Here is a 15,623-nt window from a genome sequence, read left to right on the forward strand (position 1 = left end):
ACGCCCGACGCGGGCGGGTTCCGGCGCAGAGGCCGGAGCCCGCCCGCGTCCGCGCCCGCGCCGGTCCTCGTGGTCCGGCCCGGCCTCCTCGTGGTCCGGCCCGGCCGGTTTGGCACTTTACGACGGTTCTTCGGGTTCATCCCGATAGCGTGGTGGTGCACGGCATCCGACGACCAGCCACGGCGAACGGGGAAACGATGCGCGGAGCACCGCTGGACATGCCCGAGGAGACGCTGGACATGCCCGACGGCGACGGCCACCTCCTGCCGCGCGCGCTCGGCCTGCTGAGCCTCGGCCTCGGCGCCGCGGCGCTCGCGGCGCCCGCCCAGGTCGGCAGGCTGATCGGGCTCGACGACGTGCCGGCCGGACCCGCCGTGCTGCGCGCGATCGGTGCCCGGGAACTGGTACCGGTCCCCGGGCTGCTCCTCGCCCGCCGACCGGCCGGCTGGGCCTGGACCCGGGTCGCCGGAGACGTGCTGGACCTGGTGCTGCTCGCCCGGACGCTGCCGCAGCGGCGCGGGGAACGCCGCCAGCGGGTCGCCGCCACCCTCGGCGTCGTCGCCGGGATCACCGCCGTCGACGTGCTGGCCGCCGTACGCAGCTGGCGCTCCTCCGGTGCGCCGCGCCGGGCCCTACGGGCCAGCGCCACCGTCACCATCAACCGGCCGGCCGACGAGGTCTACCGGTTCTGGCGGGACTTCGAGAACCTGCCCCGGTTCATGTACCACCTGGAGTCGGTCCGGACCGACGGGGACGGGCGGTCGCACTGGACGGTCCGGGCCCCGGGCGGACGCCGGGTCGCCTGGGACGCCGAGCTGGTCGAGGACAGCCTCAGCGAGCTGATCAGCTGGCGTTCGGTGCGCGGCGCCCGGGTGCCGAACGCGGGCCGGGTCCGGTTCGCCCGCGCGGCCGGTGGCCGGGGCACCGAGGTCCGGGTCGACCTGGCGTACGCGCCGCCGGGTGGTGCGGTCGGCCGGGCCGTCGCGAAGCTCTTCGGCGAGGAGCCGGGGCAGCAGATCCGGGACGACCTGCGCCGGTTCAAGCAGGTCATCGAGACCGGTGAGGTGGTGCTGTCGGAGGGGAGCCCGGCCGGGCTGGCCACCCCGCAGCAGCTACGGCAGAAGCCGGCGCGTCCACGGGCCGGACGCCCGTCCCGCTGACCCGACGCCCGACACCGGAGGTAGTCCATGAAGGCGAACTGCTGGCAGGGCCGGGAGACCGTCCGGGTGGAGGACGTGCCCGATCCACGGATCATGAACTCCCGGGACGCCGTCGTACGGGTCACCAGTACCGCGATCTGCGGTTCCGACCTGCACCTCTACCACGGGTACATCCCGACGACCAAGCACGGCGACATCCTCGGCCACGAGTTCATGGGCGAGGTGGTCGAGGTCGGGCCGGAGGTCGGGAACCTGCGGATCGGTGACCGGGTGGTGGTGCCGTTCCCGATCGCCTGCGGCAACTGCCTGGCCTGCCAGGCCGGGCTCTACTCGCTCTGCGAGAACTCCAACCCGAACGCCGGGCTCGCCGAGAAGCTGCTCGGGCACTCGCCGGGCGGGCTCTTCGGCTATTCGCACATGCTCGGCGGGTACGCCGGCGGCCAGGCCGAGTACGCCCGGGTGCCCTTCGCCGACATCGGACCGATCAAGGTCCCCGACGACCTCCCCGACGAGAAGGTGCTGCTGCTCTCCGACATCTTCCCGACCGGCTACATGGGTGCCGAGATGTGCGGGCTGAACGGTGGTGAGATCGTCGCGGTCTGGGGTGCCGGCGCGGTGGGGCTGCTGGCGATGTGCAGCGCGTACCTGCTCGGCGCCGAGCGGGTGATCGCGATCGACCGCTACCCGTACCGGTTGCGGATGGCGCAGGAGCGGGCCGGTGCGGAGCCGTTGAACTACGAAGAGGTCGACGTGGTCGAGGCGCTGCGCGAGATGACCGGCGGGCGGGGCCCGGACGCCTGCATCGACGCGGTCGGCATGGAGGGGCACCACTCCTCGGCGGTGCTCGCCGGCTACGACCGGGCCAAGCAGTCGGTCCGGCTGGAGACCGACCGGCCGCACGCGCTGCGCGAGGCGATCATGAGTTGCCGCAACGGGGGTACGGTCTCGGTGATCGGCGCGTACGCCGGTTTCATCGACAAGTTCCCGATCGGCTCGCTGATGAACCGGTCGCTGACGCTGCGCAGCGGGCAGTGCCACGTGCAGCGCTACACCCGGCTGCTGCTGGACCGGATCCGTCGCGGCGAGGCGGATCCGAGCTTCGTCATCACGCACCGGCTGCGGCTCGACGACGCGCCGATCGGCTACGAGATGTTCCGGCAGAAGGCGGACGACTGCGTCAAGGTCGTGCTCAAGACCTGACCGGGCCGGCGCCGGACCGTCCCGGGACGGTGTCCCGCTCGTCCTCGGTACCCGGGGTGCCGGCCGGGCGACCGCCGCTCGGCCGGGCCCGGGCGACGATCTCGTCCAGCGCGGCGACGTGCCCGTCGAAGGCGGTCAGCCCGGCGTCGGTGAGGGTCACCCAGGTACGCCGGATGCCCCGTCCCCGGTTCTCCTTGTGCACGGTGACGTAGCCCGCCGCGCCGAGCGCGCTGACGTGCTTGGAGAGCGCCGAGTCGCTGAGCCCCAACTGCTCGCGCAGATAGCTGAACTCCACCGCGTCGGCCGGGGCGAGCAGGGCGACGAGCGAGAGCCGGGCCGGTGCGTGGATCAGCTCGTCGAACCGGGGCCGGGTCACCGGGTTCCGGTCCGTGCCGGGGCCCCCGGGTCGGGGGCCGGCCCGTAGGTGACGCGGTAGAGCCAGTGGGCCATGGCCGCCATCAGCAGGGCGGACGGGATCGCGGCGAGGACCGAGGTCGGCCCCTCCGGCACGAGCGGCTGGAGCAGCAGCCGGGTCAGCGCGTACGTGCCGGCGAGCCCGACCAGCCAGCCGGCGGTGACCAGCAGGTTGCCGGGGCGCCACGCGTTCCGGCGGTACCGCACGGTGTCGCCGGCCGAGCGTCGCGACTGCGCGACGTGCCCGGCGAGCAGCAGCGAGGCGCCGACGGCCAGGGTGAGCAGCGGCACCGGGAACGGGAAGTCCAGCCCGGCCATCGCCAGGTAGTAGCCGCCGACCGTCAGCAGGGTGTACCGCCGGCCGGGGCGCTGCCGGGCCAGTTCGGCCCGGACCTGCCGGTCGCGGTCGCGGACCTGGTCGAGCGCGACACGGGCCTGTTCGGCCTCCATCGATCCTCCTCGGTGCCGGGGGCGGTGCCCGGAGCCGGACACCTACTTTCCAAGTAAGAAAGTAGCACCAACTTTCCGTTGTGGAAAGTCCGTTGGGCAGGTGCGCCGGCCGGATTCGCCGACACGTTCGACCCCACCCGCAGCGGGTACGCCCCGAACCCAGCCCCGGATCGGCCACCAGGGCGCGACGGACCGTGCGGAGGCGCGATGGACGGCGTCGGCAGGCAGTGGACGGTGCCGATCACGCCGCGCCGTCAGTGGCTGCGGATCTTCCTGGTCGGCCTGGCGCTCTGGCTCGCCACGGTGGCGGTCATCTTCCTCACCGGCAACCCGACCCTGCTGCCCACCCTGGTGCTGCTCGGCAGCTTCCTGGTGCCGGTGACCTTCGTCGCCTGGGCCTTCCAGCGCCGGGACACCGGCGAGGTCACCGTGAGCGCGGTCTTCGGCACCTTCCTCGCCGGGGGCGTACTCGGGATCCTCGCCTCGGCCGTGCTGGAGTCGTACCTGCTGCGCCCCTCGGTGCTGCTCTTCCTCGGGGTCGGCCTGATCGAGGAGGCCGCCAAGCTGGCCGCGCTGGCGCTGCTGACCCGGCATCTCGTGGCCAAGACCGTCCGGGACGGGATGATCCTCGGCGCCGCAGTCGGCTTCGGCTTCTCCGCACTGGAATCCGCCGGGTACGCCTTCATCGCGCTCTTCACCGTGCAGGGCCTCTCGGTGGTGCAGGTGGTGCAGACGGAGATCCTGCGCGGCCTGGTGGCGCCGGTCGGGCACGGGCTCTGGACCGCCATCCTCGGCGGTGTCCTCTTCGCGCCGAGCGGGCGGGAGCACTTCGTGGTCGGGCTGCGGCTGCTCTACGCCTATCTGGGGGTGGCGATCCTGCACGCGCTCTGGGACGCGATGCACGTGATCGCGTTCTACCTGACCCTGCTCTTCACCGGCGCGCGCGACCAGCTCACCCTGGACGGTTCCCTGGGCCGGCTGACCCCGGTCCAGGCGGTGTTGATGCCGGCGCTGGAAGGGCTTGGGCTGACGCTCGTCGCCGTGATCGGGGTCGTCTGGCTGGTGGTGCTGTGGCGGTCCGCCCGGAACGGACCGGGGCGACCGGCGAGCGGCTGGCGGGTGCCGACCGGTTCGGGCAGGGCAGCGGCACCGCGCCCCTGAGCCGGGCCGGACCGCGACGCCCGGGCCGCGACCGGCGCCGCCCCGGCGTGGGCTGGTCCGCCGCGGCGAGTCGCAGCACGCCCCAGGCGGCGAGGGCGGCACCGGCCGTGGCGGCGAGGCCGCCCCAGTAGCCGCCCGCCGTCCGCTCCCCGAGCAGCAGGATGGCGATGGCGGCCGAGGCGACCGGGTTGGCCAGGGTGACGGTGGCCAGCGGCGCGCCCAGGCCGACGCCCCGGTAGGCGAGCTGGGAGAGCAGCAGTCCGGCGGCGGCCATCCCGGCCACCGTCAGCGCCAGGCCGGCGGTGGGCAGCAGTGCCCCGCCGTCGGTGACGAGCCCGGAGACGAGCTGGGTGAGCGCGGAGGCCACCGCGAAGGCGATTCCGGCCGCGGTCGCGGTGAGCAGGCTGCGCGACAGCGCCGACCGGCTGGCCCGGCCGGCCAGTACCAGCACGGCCACCAGCGCGCCGGCCACCCCGGCCAGCGCCCAGCCCTGCCCCGGCAGGAGGTCGTGGTCGCCCGCCCCGGGCAGCGTCAGCGCCAGCAGCAGCACCAGGCCGGCCACCGTGGCGGCCGCCCCGGACCACTGCCGGGCCGATGCCCGGCGACCGATGGTGGCCGCCGCGATCGGCAGCGCGAGCACCAGGGTGAGTACGCCGAGCGGCTGCACGACCGAGAGCGGCCCGTACGCCAGCGCGGCGACGTGCAGGGCGGCGCCCGCACCGTTGCCCGCCACCGACAGCCACCAGCCGGACCGGCGCAGGACGGTGCCGAGATAGCCCCGCCCCGCGTCCCCCGTCGGTCCGGCCTGACTGGCGAGCCGTTCCTGTAGGACCGCCGCCCCCGCGTACGCCGCTGCCGAGGCCACCGACAGGACGATCGCCAACACCAGTGCGATCACGGCCGGCCCCCCGAGACCATGACTCGTCATGACCTCATGATCCTCCGTGACCGCACTCCTGACGTCCCCCCGTGGTGGGCATCACCCGTACGCCGCTGGGTGTAGACGGGCTCCGGTCGATTCCCCCGAGAGGGTGAGGGCCTCCTCCCCACGGCGGGCCCCGGCTCTGCCGAACGGCTGGTCCGGCGGGGCGGGCCGGCGGCGTCGCCTAAGCTGTCAGCCGGACCGGATCGGTGGCGGTCGGCCGGCGTCGTCGTCGGGCGGACCAGCGGAGGGGGAGCGGAATGCACCGCACGGCGGTGAGGCTGTTCGTGCTGGCGGCGGTCGCCGAGGCGACCTCCTGGCTCGGGCTGTTGGTCGGGATGGCGGTCAAGTACGGCCCGCCAGGCAACGAGATCGGGGTGCAGATCTTCGGCCCGGTGCACGGTGGACTCTTCGTCGCGTACGTCGGTCTGGTTCTGCTGGTGGCCCGGCTGGGCCGGTGGCGCTGGCTGACCGTCGGCGTCGCGCTGGCCTGCGCGGTGCCGCCGTTCGCCACCCTCGTCTTCGAGCGGTGGGCCCGGCGTCGTGGCCTGCTGAACGTCGCTTCCGGTGACCCGGCCGGCGGTGCGGGGGAGCCGACGACCGGCCTGGACCGGCCGCTGGAGGACGCGGCCCGACCCTGACCCCGGGCCGGGTGCGGTCAGCGGGCCAGCGCCAGCCAGGCGACGAGCGCGCCGATCAGCAGCAGGCCGATCGCGGCCTGGAGCAGCAGCGCCGGGCCGAGGTGGGACCAGAGGGTCGGGGTACGCGGCGTGAGCAGTTGACCGGTGGTGAGGTTGACGATCCGCTCCACCCGGGGGGCGAGCCCGGCGTCCTTCTGCGAGCGTACGGTCACCTGGATGTGGTCCGCCGGTTCCAGCGCGCTCTGCGGCAGGTGTCCGTGGATTTCCATCTCGCAGAGCACCCCGCTGCCGTCGCGCACCCGCAGCGGGGTCACCAGGAACTCCGGCCCCTTGCGCAGGTCCTTCCACTTCCGTCTCGCGCCCGCGCCGGCACCGGCCCGGAGCACCGAGGCGATCAGCAGCAGCACCACCTTGACCACCGCCGCCGTGCCGAGTACGGCGACCAGGACGGGCTGCCCGATCCGGACCTCCCGGGAGTAGCCCTCCATCAGCCGTACGACGTGACCGGTGATGACCGGTCCGGGGCGCCAGGCCACCCGTTCGGGAAACAGTTCACCGTCCATGCGTTCACCACCGAGAGTCCGCTCCCGAACACGAATTGTATCGATCATGACGAATGAACCGGCAGTGAGTGAATCCATTTCACGTAATGTGACGATCCGCTCACTCCTGGCTGCTCGGGACGTTTCCGGGCACCGGCCGGCCCGGGAGGAGGCCGCCCGAGCAAGCCCGCCGCCGAGGTGACAAGCCGCCGAGGTGACAGGCCGCCGCCGAGGTGACAAGCCGACCGGCGTGGGTAACCCCGGCGGGAGCTTGGAGAGGGGACGACCCATGCAGCTGTCCTTCCTGCGTCCGATCTGTGCCCATCCCGGCCCGTGGACGTCGGTCTACCTGGACGCCTCCCGGGACACCCACGACGCCCATCCCGCGCTCGACCTGCGCTGGCGGGCCCTCCAGGAACGGCTGGCGGCGCAGCGGACCGACCCGCGCGACGTCGCGGCCCTCGACGCCGTGGTCCGGGGGCACGACCCGATGCCCGGCGACTACGGCCTCGCCGCGTTCGCCACCGGCGGCGAGGTGGTGCTCACCGAGTACCTCTCCGCGCCGCCGCTCAAGGACATCGCCGCGCACGGGCCGGTCGCGCACACCATGCCGCTGGTCGCGCAGCGCCGCGAACAGATCCCCTGGGTCCGGGTGCTCGCCAGCCGTACCGGGGCCGGCCTGGACGCGATGAGCGCGGGCGGGGTACCCCGGCACGCCCAGGTCGAGGGCGGCAACCGGTGGCCGCTGCGCAAGGTGCACCCGGGCGGCTGGTCGCAGCCGCACTACCAGCACGCGGCGGAGCTGGCCTGGCAGCGCAACGCCGGGGACGCCGCCTCGGCCACCGCCGCGCTGGCCGAACGGGTCGGCGCCGAAGTGATCGTGGTCGCCGGGGAGACCCGGGCCCGGCAGTTGCTCGCCGCCCAACTGCCGGAGTTCTGGCAGGACCGGGTGGTGCAGACCGACGCCGGTTTCCCGGCCGCCGGCGCCGACCAGACCGCCTTCGACGACGTCACCGTGCAGGCCATCGCCGAGGTCGCCGCCGCGCACGCCGACGTGGCACTGGACAGGTTCGGCATGCAGCGCGACGTCGGCGCCGGCCTGGACGCGGTGGTGACCGCACTGCAACGCGGCCAGGTGGACACCATGCTGATCGTGGACGACCCCTCCTCGACCGACGAGCTCTGGATCGGTCCGGAGCCGACCGACATCGCCACCGGCCCCGACGAACTGCTGGCGATCTCCGTCGAGCAGCCGCAGCGGGTACGCGCCGACGCCGCCCTGGTCCGCGCGCTGGTCGGCACCGACGCCGGAGTCACCGTGCTCGGCCCCGAGCAGGCACCCGACCTCACCGACGGGGTCGGCGCGGTCCTGCGCTACGTCGACGCCAGCACGCCGGCGGACCGCAATGGCTGACCCCGGGCGGTCGGCGGTGCGGACGAGCACGGTGACGGCGGACCGGACCATCGCCGACCTGCTGGTCGAACGACTGCGCGCCTGGCGGGTACCCCGGGTCTTCGGCGAACCCGGCGAGGGGGTGGCGCTGATCGTCGACGCGCTGCGCCGGGCCGGCGGCGACCCCGGCTTCGTACCGTCCCGGCAGCCGGAGGCGGCCGGCTTCATGGCGGCCGGGCACGCCAAGTACACCGGCACGGTCGGGGTGTGCCTGGCCACCCAGGGACCGGGCGCGCTGCACCTGCTCGGCGGCCTCTACGACGCCAAGCTGGACAGCAAGCCGATGGTGGCGATCATCGGGCAGCAGACGTACAGCGCGCTGGGCAGCGCCTACCAGGAGATCGAGCTGCCCCGGCTGTTCAGCGACGCCTGCGCCCAGTTCCTGCGTACCGCCGCGGTGCCGGAACAGGTGCCGTACCTGGTCGACCAGGCGATCCGTACCGCCGTGTCGACCCGGAGCCCGACCTGCCTGGTGGTGCCGCACGACCTGCTCGGGTACTCCGTACCCGACGGGATGCCGCACCCCGACGGCGGCGGCGTGCTCGCCTCGGCGCCCGGCCTGCCCCCGGCCCGGGTGGTTCCGCACGAGGAGGACCTGAACGCCGCCGCCCAACTGCTCAGCGCCGGACAACGGGTGGCGATCCTGGTCGGTCAGGGCGCCTACGGCGCCGCCGACGAGATCGTCGAACTGGCCGACCGGCTCGACGCCGGGGTGGCGACCTCGCTGCTCGGCAAGCCGGTGCTGGACGAGCGGCTGCCCTACCACACGGGCGTGCTCGGCCAGGTCGGCACGGCGGCGAGCGCGCAGTTGATGGCCGGCTGCGACATCCTGCTGATGGTCGGCACCAACGACCCGTGGACCGGCTACTACCCGGTGCCGGGGCAGGCCACGGCGGTGCAGATCGACATCGACGGCAGCCGGCTGGCCAGCCGGTATCCGATCGACGTCCCGCTGGTCGGCGACGCCCGGGAGACGCTGCGGGCCCTGCTGCCCCGGGTGCCGCAGCGGCGCAACCGGGACTGGCGCGACATGATCGAGGGGGCCGTGGACCGGGCCCGCGCCGAGTGCGACGCCCGGGCCGAGGAGCGGACCGCGCGGCTGAACCCCCGGCTGGTGCTCCGGGAACTCTCCGCCCGGCTGCCGGCCGAGGCGTCGGTCGCGGTCGACGTCGGGTCGGTGACCTACTGGTACGCCCGGCACCTGCAACTGCCACCCGGAGTACGGGCACATCTCTGCGGCACGCTCGCCTCGGTCGGATCGGCGGTGCCGTACGCCATCGCGGCCAAGTTCGCCCAGCCCGACCGGCCGGTCGTGGTCCTGCTCGGCGACGGCGCCATGCAGTCCGGCGGGCTCGCCGAGCTGATCACCGTGGCGCAGCACTGGCCGGAGTGGCCCGATCCCCGGATGGTGGTGCTGGTGCTGAACAACTCCGACCGGACCGGCCGGGGCGGCGAGCCGGAGCGCGGGCCGGACGACGAACCGGTCCGGGCACCTGGGGCGGATCTGGACCGGCCGGCCGCACCCGGGATGTCGACGCCGGAGGCGGTACGCGCCGGAGACATCCCGTACGCCGGCTGGGCCCGGCTGCTCGGGCTGCACGGCATCGGGGTCGACCGGCCGGACCAGATCGGACCGGCCTGGGAGGAGGCGCTCGCCGCCGACCGGCCCACCCTGATCGAGGCGGTGGTCGAGCCGTCGACCCCGCTGGACGCGCCGGAACAGCCCTTCGCCGACCTGCGCGGCCTGCTGGCCGGCGGGACCGGGGAGGGCGCCGGCACGGCGATCCGCAACCGTGCCCAGGGCCTGGCCGATCGCGCCGCCAACGGCGCCGACCTCGTCTGAGGCCGGGCCGGATCTCGCCTCGACTCGATCTCGTCCGAGGCCGTTTGGATCTCGTCCGGCGCCGTCGGGATCTCGGCCGGCGCCCGGCCGGTCTCGTTCTGGCGATCGGCCCGTCCCGTTCCGGCGCCGGTCGGGATCAGGCGCGCTCGACCTGCCGGCCGGACCACTGCTCGACCAGCCGGATCGCCTCGTCGGCCGGCACGTCGGCCCCGTCGACCGAGCCGAGCCAGACCGGCGTACGCGCCCCGGCCGGCCAGGCCGCCAGCAGGCGCTGGTCACCGGTCCCGGGGTGCAGGCTCAGCCTGGTCACCCGGGTCCAGGCCAGCACGCCCTGCCGCCCGGTGCGGATCCCGTCCGGGCCCGCCGACCGGCCGGCCCGGCCACGCCGTTCCGCGAGTACCAGGCCGACCGCGACCAGCAGGCCGGCCAGGCTGGTCACCAGGGTCGCCACCGCGATCGGGCGCAGCCCGTCGCCGGAGGCCACCTGCCAGCCGGCCAGCCCCGCCACCACCAGGGCGAACGGGACGACGGCGACGGCGAAATAGCTGGCGTACCGGGGGCCGCCGGCCGGTCCGAAGCTCAACTGGGTCACAACCGACGATCATCCGGATCCGGCCCGCCCGGAGCAAACCGGACCGGCGCCCGGGCGTGGCGGGCCGGCGGCAGCGGGGCCGGACATAACGGCCCGTCCTCCGAATTGCGCCCGCCAGGTTGCTGACCGCCCGTTTGAACCCGATCGGGACGGGAAGGCCCGGGCAGCGCGGACGAGGGAGGTGGGCCCGGTGCGGGAGACACAGGAGTGGCTGGCCGCGGGTGGGTCCGGGCTCCCCGGACCGGACCGCATCGTCTCGGCGGAGAGCACCGGCCGGGTGCTGTTGGCCGTGGCGTCCCGCGCGGTCCGTGGCCAGGACTGCGCCGATCTCGGGTACCACCCGCTGCTGTCGCGCTTCCGGGGCGCGCCGGAGGCGGTACGCCGCTCCGCGCTGGCCCGGGCGGCCACCCGGACGGCGCTCACCGCCGAGCAGGCCGGGGCGCTCGACGCCGACCGGGTGGCCCGGTGGATGGTCGAGCACTACCCGCCGCGCTGGTACCCCGGTGTCGTGATCGGCTCCCCGCACGGCGGAGCGGTCCACCTGGCCACCGCGATGGGCGTGCCCTGGCTGCCGGCCGGCTTCGAGGTGTCGGTGCAGTGGCCGGAGGGCCGGGTCGACCGACCGGGCGAGGCGTCGGCGTACGGCGGTCGGGTCGCGGCCCGGGTGATCGCAGGCAACCCGGGGGTACGCGTACGGCAGGTGCACGATCCGGCCGGTCGGGGCGTACTGGCCGGCTCGACGGTCTCCCTGGTGGTCCGCTGGGACCGGCTGCCGGAGGCGTACCGGGAGTTCCTCGGCAGCCGGCTGGCGCCGGGGGCCCCGGTGCTGCTGCTGCGGGACGTGCGCACCTGGCCGGTGGTCGACGCGGGTGACGGGCACAGCTTCCAGCTCGGCGGGCCGGTCAGCGGGCTGGAGCCGGCCGACTTCCGGGCCGGCAGTGAACTGCTCGGGCAGGTGCTGCGCGGGGCCGGCGGTGACGGGGCGAGTTGGGACGCTCCGGAGGGCGGCCGACCCGGATACGCCGAACAGGGCGTCGAGCCCGGTTTTGAGACGAGTCTGCTGGACTGGGTACGCGGCGCGGGCAGCCCGCTGCACCGGGTGCTCTTCCCGGGCCCGGACGCGCTCAGTGCCGCCGCCGCGGACGTGTACCGGAGCTGGCTGCGCGGGGCCGGCAAGAGCGGGGACCGCTGCGTGGTGGAGTGCGGGCGGCTGATCGACCCGTGGCAGGTGGTCCGGGCCGGCCTGGTGCCGTACTGGTGCGAGAACGCCACCGCGCGCAGCGTGGCCGGGGCGGAGTGGTGGCTCGCCGGCAGTGCCCCGTTCAGCTCGCTGGACGTACTCCCGGAGCCGCCGGGGCTGCGCTCGCCGGCCCTGGCCGGACTGCCGCAGTGGCTCGCGGTGGCCTCGTTCGGGCGCCGTCGCCGGGCCGTGGACCGGGTCGCCGCCCGGGGCTACCCGGTGACCTCGGTGGCCACCCGGCACGCCACGGAGGTACTCCGGAACCAGCCGTACGACCTGCCGGCACCCGCGCCGCTGCGGGTGGTGGAGGCGCTGGCCGGGCTGCGCGCCAGCGGTACCCCGCAGGGTCTGCTGGTCTGCTGATCCGCCTGATCGCAAAACTCCTCGCGACAGTCACGTGGCGTGATTGAGTACCTACAGGGCGGGAAGAACGCTGACTGCTGGCTGGTCAACCGCGCTGCGCAACGCAGTGTGCGGCGTTCGCTCGTTCAGTTTCGGTACATGTTCGCTTCCGGCGCGGTGACGTTCCGTACGGCACCGATGACCGGATTCGCATCCCGGGCGGGGGACCTTCCTGAGGGAGGCGCGGATGTTCGGACAGATCACCACCACACCACCGGCCGAGCGGGGGCTGGAGGACCTGGACGCGGCCGCTCTGGCGTACGCGGCGCGGATCGCCGGCCTGCCGCCGGAACGCCGGCAGGAGGCCCGGGACGACCTCGTCCGGTTCGCCCTGCCGTTCGCCGGCAGGTTGGCCCGGCGCTACCGGGGCCGGGGTGAACCACTGGAGGACCTGGAACAGGTGGCGCGGTTGGGCCTGGTGAACGCGGTCGACCGGTACGACCCGGAACGGGGCTCGTTCACCGCGTACGCCGCGATCACCATCGTCGGCGAGATCAAACGGCACTTCCGGGACCGGACCTGGGGTGTGCACGTACCCCGGCGGCTGCGCGACCTGATCCTGGAGGTCGGCCAGGCGACGGCGGCGCTGACCAGCGAGCTGTCCCGGGCGCCGAGCGTGGCCGAGTTGGCCGCCCGGCTGGAGACGCCGGAGGAGGAGATCCTCGCGGCGCTGGAGTCGGCGGCCGGCTACAGTCCGGCCTCGCTGAACGCCCCGGTCGGCGGGGAGAGTTCGGCGGAGTTCGGCGACCTCGTCGGCGAGTCCGACACCGACCTCGAGTCGGTCGACGACCGGGTGACGGTCAGCGGGCTGCTCGGCCGGCTGCCCTGGCGGGAGCGGCGGATCCTGGCGATGCGCTTCTACGGCAACCAGACCCAGGCCGAGATCGCCGCCCGGTTCGGCATCTCGCAGATGCACGTCTCCCGGCTGCTCTCCCGGGCGCTCACCTGGCTGCGGCAGGCGATGCTCGCCGACTCGCCGGCCCCGTGGCAGGCCGGCGGGGCCGAGGCGGGTGGCGCGCCGGCCCGGCTCGAGGTGCGCCAGGCGGGGGAGCGGGTGGTGGTCGAGGTGACCGGGGAGATCGACCGGGAGACCGCGGAGCAGTTGCGCCAGGCGGTGGTCGAGGCGGTCGCCGACGGGCATCCGACGGAAGTGGCGATCGACCTGACCGACGTGGCGAAGCTGGACGGGCCGGCGCTGGCCGCCCTGGTCGCCGGCCGGGACGCCGCACATCGGGCCGGGGTCCGGTGGCGGCTGGCTCGGGCGCAACCGGTGGTGCAGCATTCGCTCAGCGCCGCCGGCCTGGTCGCGTTGCCGGCGGACTGACCGACATCCCGGTACCTGCCGGTGCGCCGCGCGTCGTCATCGGCCCTCCTCCTCTTCCGGCCGGTCGTCGCCGGTCCGCCGGCCGGTCCGCCACCGAGGGCTCTCCGGGCCACCCCGGGCGGTGTCGTCGACGTTCTCGTCGGGCTCGCTCGGCTCGAACGCCGGCCGGCGTACCTCGTGCGGCTCCGGTACCTCGATCGGCCGGGCACCGGAGTCGGCCGGCGGGTGGTGCGCGACGGCGGCGTCCGCGCCGTGCGCCCCCTCCGGGGCCGGGACCTCGCCCTCGGGGTGCGGCGTCTCGTGCCGCAGCTCGTCGCGGGCCCCCTGGGGTGGTCGGGTGGACCGCTGCGGCAGGTCCCGGCCGAGGTCGGCGACGAGCGGGCCGTACTTCGCGTCGAAGGCGGGCCGCTCCGACCGGATCCTGGGCATCCGGTCGAAGTTGCGCAGCGGCGGCGGGGAGGTGGTCGCCCACTCCAGGGAGTTGCCGAAGCCCCAGGGGTCGTCGACCGCCACCATCCGGCCGAACCGCCACGACTTCCAGACGTTGTAGAGGAAGAAGAGCGTGGAGAAGCCGAGTACGAAGGAGCTGATCGTGGAGAAGGTGTTCAGCGCGGTGAAGCCGTCGGTCGGCAGGTAGTCGGCGTACCGGCGGGGCATCCCCTCGTTGCCCAGCCAGTGGTGCACCAGGAAGGTGCCGTGGAAGCCGAGGAACATGGTCCAGAAGTGGGCCCGGCCGAGGCGCTCGTCGAGGAGCCGGCCGGTCATCTTCGGGAACCAGAAGTAGACCCCGGCGAAGGCGGCGAAGACGATGGTGCCGAAGAGTACGTAGTGGAAGTGCGCCACCACGAAATAGGTGTCGTGGGTGTGGAAGTCCACCGGCGGGCTGGCCAGCAGCACCCCGGTCAACCCGCCGAAGAGGAAGGTGACCAGGAACCCGATCGAGAAGAGCATCGGCGTCTCGAAGGTGAGCTGCCCCTTCCACATCGTGCCGATCCAGTTGAAGAACTTCACCCCGGTCGGTACGGCGATCAGATAGCTCAGCCAGCTGAAGAACGGCAGCAGTACCTGGCCGGTGCCGAACATGTGGTGTGCCCAGACGGTCATCGACAGGATCGTGATCGCGATGGTGGCGGCGACCAGCCCCTTGTAGCCGAAGATCGGCTTGCGGGCGAAGACCGGGATGACCTCGGTGATGATGCCGAAGAACGGCAGCGCCACGATGTAGACCTCGGGATGGCCGAAGAACCAGAAGAGGTGCTGCCAGAGCAGCGGGCCGCCGTTGATCGGGTCGTAGACGTGCGCGCCGATCCGGCGGTCGGCGTAGAGCGCGAGCAGCGCGGCGGCGAGCAGCGGGAAGACGAGTACCACCAGCAGGGCGGTGAAGAGCATGTTCCAGGTGAAGATCGGCATCCGGAACATGGTCATCCCGGGCGCCCGCAGGGTCAGGATGGTGGTGATCAGGTTGACCGCGCCGAGGATGGTGCCGAGGCCGGAGAGGACCAGTCCGATCACCCACATGTCCGGGCCGATCCCCGGCGAGTGCTGGTCCCGGCTCAGCGGGGTGTACGCGGTCCAGCCGAAGTCCGCCGAGCCGTTCGGGGTGAGGAAGCCGGCCAGCACCAGCGAACCGCCGAGCAGGTAGAGCCAGTACGCCAGCGCGTTGAGCCGGGGGAACGACACGTCCGGGGCGCCGATCTGCAACGGTACGACGTAGTTGCCGAAGGCGAACGCCAGCGGGGTGGCGAAGAGCAGCAACATGATCGTGCCGTGCCCGGTGAAGAGCTGGTTGTACTGCTCGGGGGAGAGGAACTGCATTCCCGGCCGGCCCAGTTCGGCGCGCATCAGCATCGCCATCGCGCCGGCGATGACGAAGAAGCCGAACGCCGTGGTGAGGTAGAGCAGGCCGATCTGCTTGGCGTCGGTGGTGCCGAGCAGCCGGATCAGGGTGCTGCCCCGGATCGCCCTGCGGATCTGGCCCGGGTGGCCGCCGGACCGGGAGGGTGCCAGGACCAGCGGCCCGCGCTCCCGCCCCTGCTCCCGATCCTCCCCGCGCTCCCGCTCGGGTTCGGTGACCGCCCGCTTCGGCATCCCCGGCTCACCTCGTAGCTGATCACGGCTAGGACGAGGGGCGGCTACCCGGTAAACCGACGGCGAAACCCGGCAGGCCGACCATTTCGCCTCGCTCTGCCTCTAACGGGTGAAAACCGACGAAGGCGGGCCGGGTCGGGCGTCGGGCCGCAGCGGTGCCCGGCCGTCAGGCGCGGACCGGCGACGGATCA

General features: G+C 73.8%; 13 protein-coding genes and 1 pseudogene. 8 read left to right on the top strand and 6 right to left on the bottom strand.

Features of this window, described 5'->3' with window-relative positions:
• The first annotated feature begins 197 nt into the window (after positions 1–197).
• Complete coding sequence (locus tag C6361_RS02515) at positions 198–1,160, top strand: SRPBCC family protein (RefSeq protein WP_234359283.1); 963 nt, start codon at positions 198–200, stop codon at positions 1,158–1,160.
• A 27-nt stretch (positions 1,161–1,187) separates the two neighbouring features.
• Positions 1,188–2,360: a zinc-dependent alcohol dehydrogenase gene (locus C6361_RS02520; RefSeq protein ID WP_107266625.1), complete on the top strand. Its 1,173-nt coding sequence runs from the start codon at positions 1,188–1,190 to the stop codon at positions 2,358–2,360.
• On the opposite strand, the gene C6361_RS02525 is transcribed toward C6361_RS02520, so the two are convergent.
• On the bottom strand, positions 2,350–2,736 hold the full coding sequence (locus C6361_RS02525) for a transcriptional regulator (protein WP_107266626.1): 387 nt from the start codon (positions 2,734–2,736) through the stop codon (positions 2,350–2,352). The genes C6361_RS02520 and C6361_RS02525 overlap by 11 nt on opposite strands.
• The gene (locus C6361_RS02530) at positions 2,733–3,224 is read right to left on the bottom strand and encodes a hypothetical protein (RefSeq protein WP_107266627.1); all 492 of its coding nucleotides are present in this window, start codon (positions 3,222–3,224) and stop codon (positions 2,733–2,735) included. Before C6361_RS02530 ends, C6361_RS02525 begins: the two co-directional genes overlap by 4 nt.
• A 207-nt stretch (positions 3,225–3,431) precedes the next feature.
• Here C6361_RS02530 and C6361_RS02535 point away from each other — a divergent pair, with 207 nt between their 5' ends.
• Positions 3,432–4,385, top strand: a complete 954-nt coding sequence (locus tag C6361_RS02535) for a PrsW family intramembrane metalloprotease (RefSeq protein WP_107266628.1) — start codon at positions 3,432–3,434, stop codon at positions 4,383–4,385.
• A gap of 76 nt (positions 4,386–4,461) precedes the next feature.
• On the opposite strand, the pseudogene C6361_RS37960 reads toward C6361_RS02535, so the two are convergent.
• A pseudogene (locus C6361_RS37960) lies at positions 4,462–5,313 on the bottom strand (DMT family transporter); the annotation flags it as partial.
• Between the two features lie 269 nt (positions 5,314–5,582).
• On the opposite strand from C6361_RS37960, the gene C6361_RS02545 reads away from it, so the two are divergent.
• Positions 5,583–5,948 (top strand): DUF3817 domain-containing protein, encoded by a 366-nt coding sequence (locus C6361_RS02545; RefSeq protein ID WP_369931182.1) that lies wholly within the window; start codon positions 5,583–5,585, stop codon positions 5,946–5,948.
• 17 nt (positions 5,949–5,965) lie between these two features.
• Here C6361_RS02545 and C6361_RS02550 read toward each other — a convergent pair whose 3' ends face one another.
• The gene (locus C6361_RS02550) at positions 5,966–6,511 is read right to left on the bottom strand and encodes a hypothetical protein (RefSeq protein WP_107259247.1); all 546 of its coding nucleotides are present in this window, start codon (positions 6,509–6,511) and stop codon (positions 5,966–5,968) included.
• A 268-nt stretch (positions 6,512–6,779) separates the two neighbouring features.
• Between C6361_RS02550 and C6361_RS02555 the strand changes: the two genes are divergently transcribed.
• Together C6361_RS02555 and C6361_RS02560 are read left to right on the top strand one after the other, a co-directional pair.
• Positions 6,780–7,904, top strand: coding sequence for a Vms1/Ankzf1 family peptidyl-tRNA hydrolase (locus tag C6361_RS02555; RefSeq protein ID WP_107266630.1), 1,125 nt, complete (start codon positions 6,780–6,782; stop codon positions 7,902–7,904).
• A gap of 16 nt (positions 7,905–7,920) precedes the next feature.
• Positions 7,921–9,786, top strand: coding sequence for a thiamine pyrophosphate-binding protein (locus C6361_RS02560; protein ID WP_234359284.1), 1,866 nt, complete (start codon positions 7,921–7,923; stop codon positions 9,784–9,786).
• Positions 9,787–9,922: 136 nt separating this feature from the next.
• On the opposite strand, the gene C6361_RS02565 is transcribed toward C6361_RS02560, so the two are convergent.
• Complete coding sequence (locus C6361_RS02565) at positions 9,923–10,378, bottom strand: hypothetical protein (protein WP_107266632.1); 456 nt, start codon at positions 10,376–10,378, stop codon at positions 9,923–9,925.
• A 190-nt stretch (positions 10,379–10,568) separates the two neighbouring features.
• Here C6361_RS02565 and C6361_RS02570 point away from each other — a divergent pair, with 190 nt between their 5' ends.
• Positions 10,569–11,981, top strand: a complete 1,413-nt coding sequence (locus C6361_RS02570) for a hypothetical protein (protein ID WP_234359285.1) — start codon at positions 10,569–10,571, stop codon at positions 11,979–11,981.
• Positions 11,982–12,207: 226 nt separating this feature from the next.
• On the top strand, positions 12,208–13,344 hold the full coding sequence (locus C6361_RS02575) for a SigB/SigF/SigG family RNA polymerase sigma factor (RefSeq protein WP_107259244.1): 1,137 nt from the start codon (positions 12,208–12,210) through the stop codon (positions 13,342–13,344).
• Positions 13,345–13,380: 36 nt separating this feature from the next.
• Here the strand turns inward: C6361_RS02575 and ctaD are convergent, their stop codons facing one another.
• Positions 13,381–15,432 (bottom strand): cytochrome c oxidase subunit I, encoded by a 2,052-nt coding sequence (ctaD, locus tag C6361_RS02580; RefSeq protein ID WP_107266633.1) that lies wholly within the window; start codon positions 15,430–15,432, stop codon positions 13,381–13,383.
• Positions 15,433–15,623: the final 191 nt, after the last annotated feature.

It is taken from the genome of Plantactinospora sp. BC1 (genome assembly GCF_003030345.1).
GTDB lineage: Bacteria > Actinomycetota > Actinomycetes > Mycobacteriales > Micromonosporaceae > Plantactinospora.

Excerpts from the sequence above, each read along its gene's own strand:
- C6361_RS02575 (WP_107259244.1), top strand. The coding sequence starts at position 12,208 with ATGTTCGGACAGATCACCACCACACCACCGGCCGAGCGGGGGCTGGAG.
- ctaD (WP_107266633.1), bottom strand. The coding sequence starts at position 15,432 with ATGCCGAAGCGGGCGGTCACCGAACCCGAGCGGGAGCGCGGGGAGGAT.
- C6361_RS02530 (WP_107266627.1), bottom strand. The coding sequence starts at position 3,224 with ATGGAGGCCGAACAGGCCCGTGTCGCGCTCGACCAGGTCCGCGACCGC.
- C6361_RS02555 (WP_107266630.1), top strand. The coding sequence starts at position 6,780 with ATGCAGCTGTCCTTCCTGCGTCCGATCTGTGCCCATCCCGGCCCGTGG.
- C6361_RS02535 (WP_107266628.1), top strand. The coding sequence starts at position 3,432 with ATGGACGGCGTCGGCAGGCAGTGGACGGTGCCGATCACGCCGCGCCGT.
- C6361_RS02515 (WP_234359283.1), top strand. The coding sequence starts at position 198 with ATGCGCGGAGCACCGCTGGACATGCCCGAGGAGACGCTGGACATGCCC.
- C6361_RS02550 (WP_107259247.1), bottom strand. The coding sequence starts at position 6,511 with ATGGACGGTGAACTGTTTCCCGAACGGGTGGCCTGGCGCCCCGGACCG.
- C6361_RS02520 (WP_107266625.1), top strand. The coding sequence starts at position 1,188 with ATGAAGGCGAACTGCTGGCAGGGCCGGGAGACCGTCCGGGTGGAGGAC.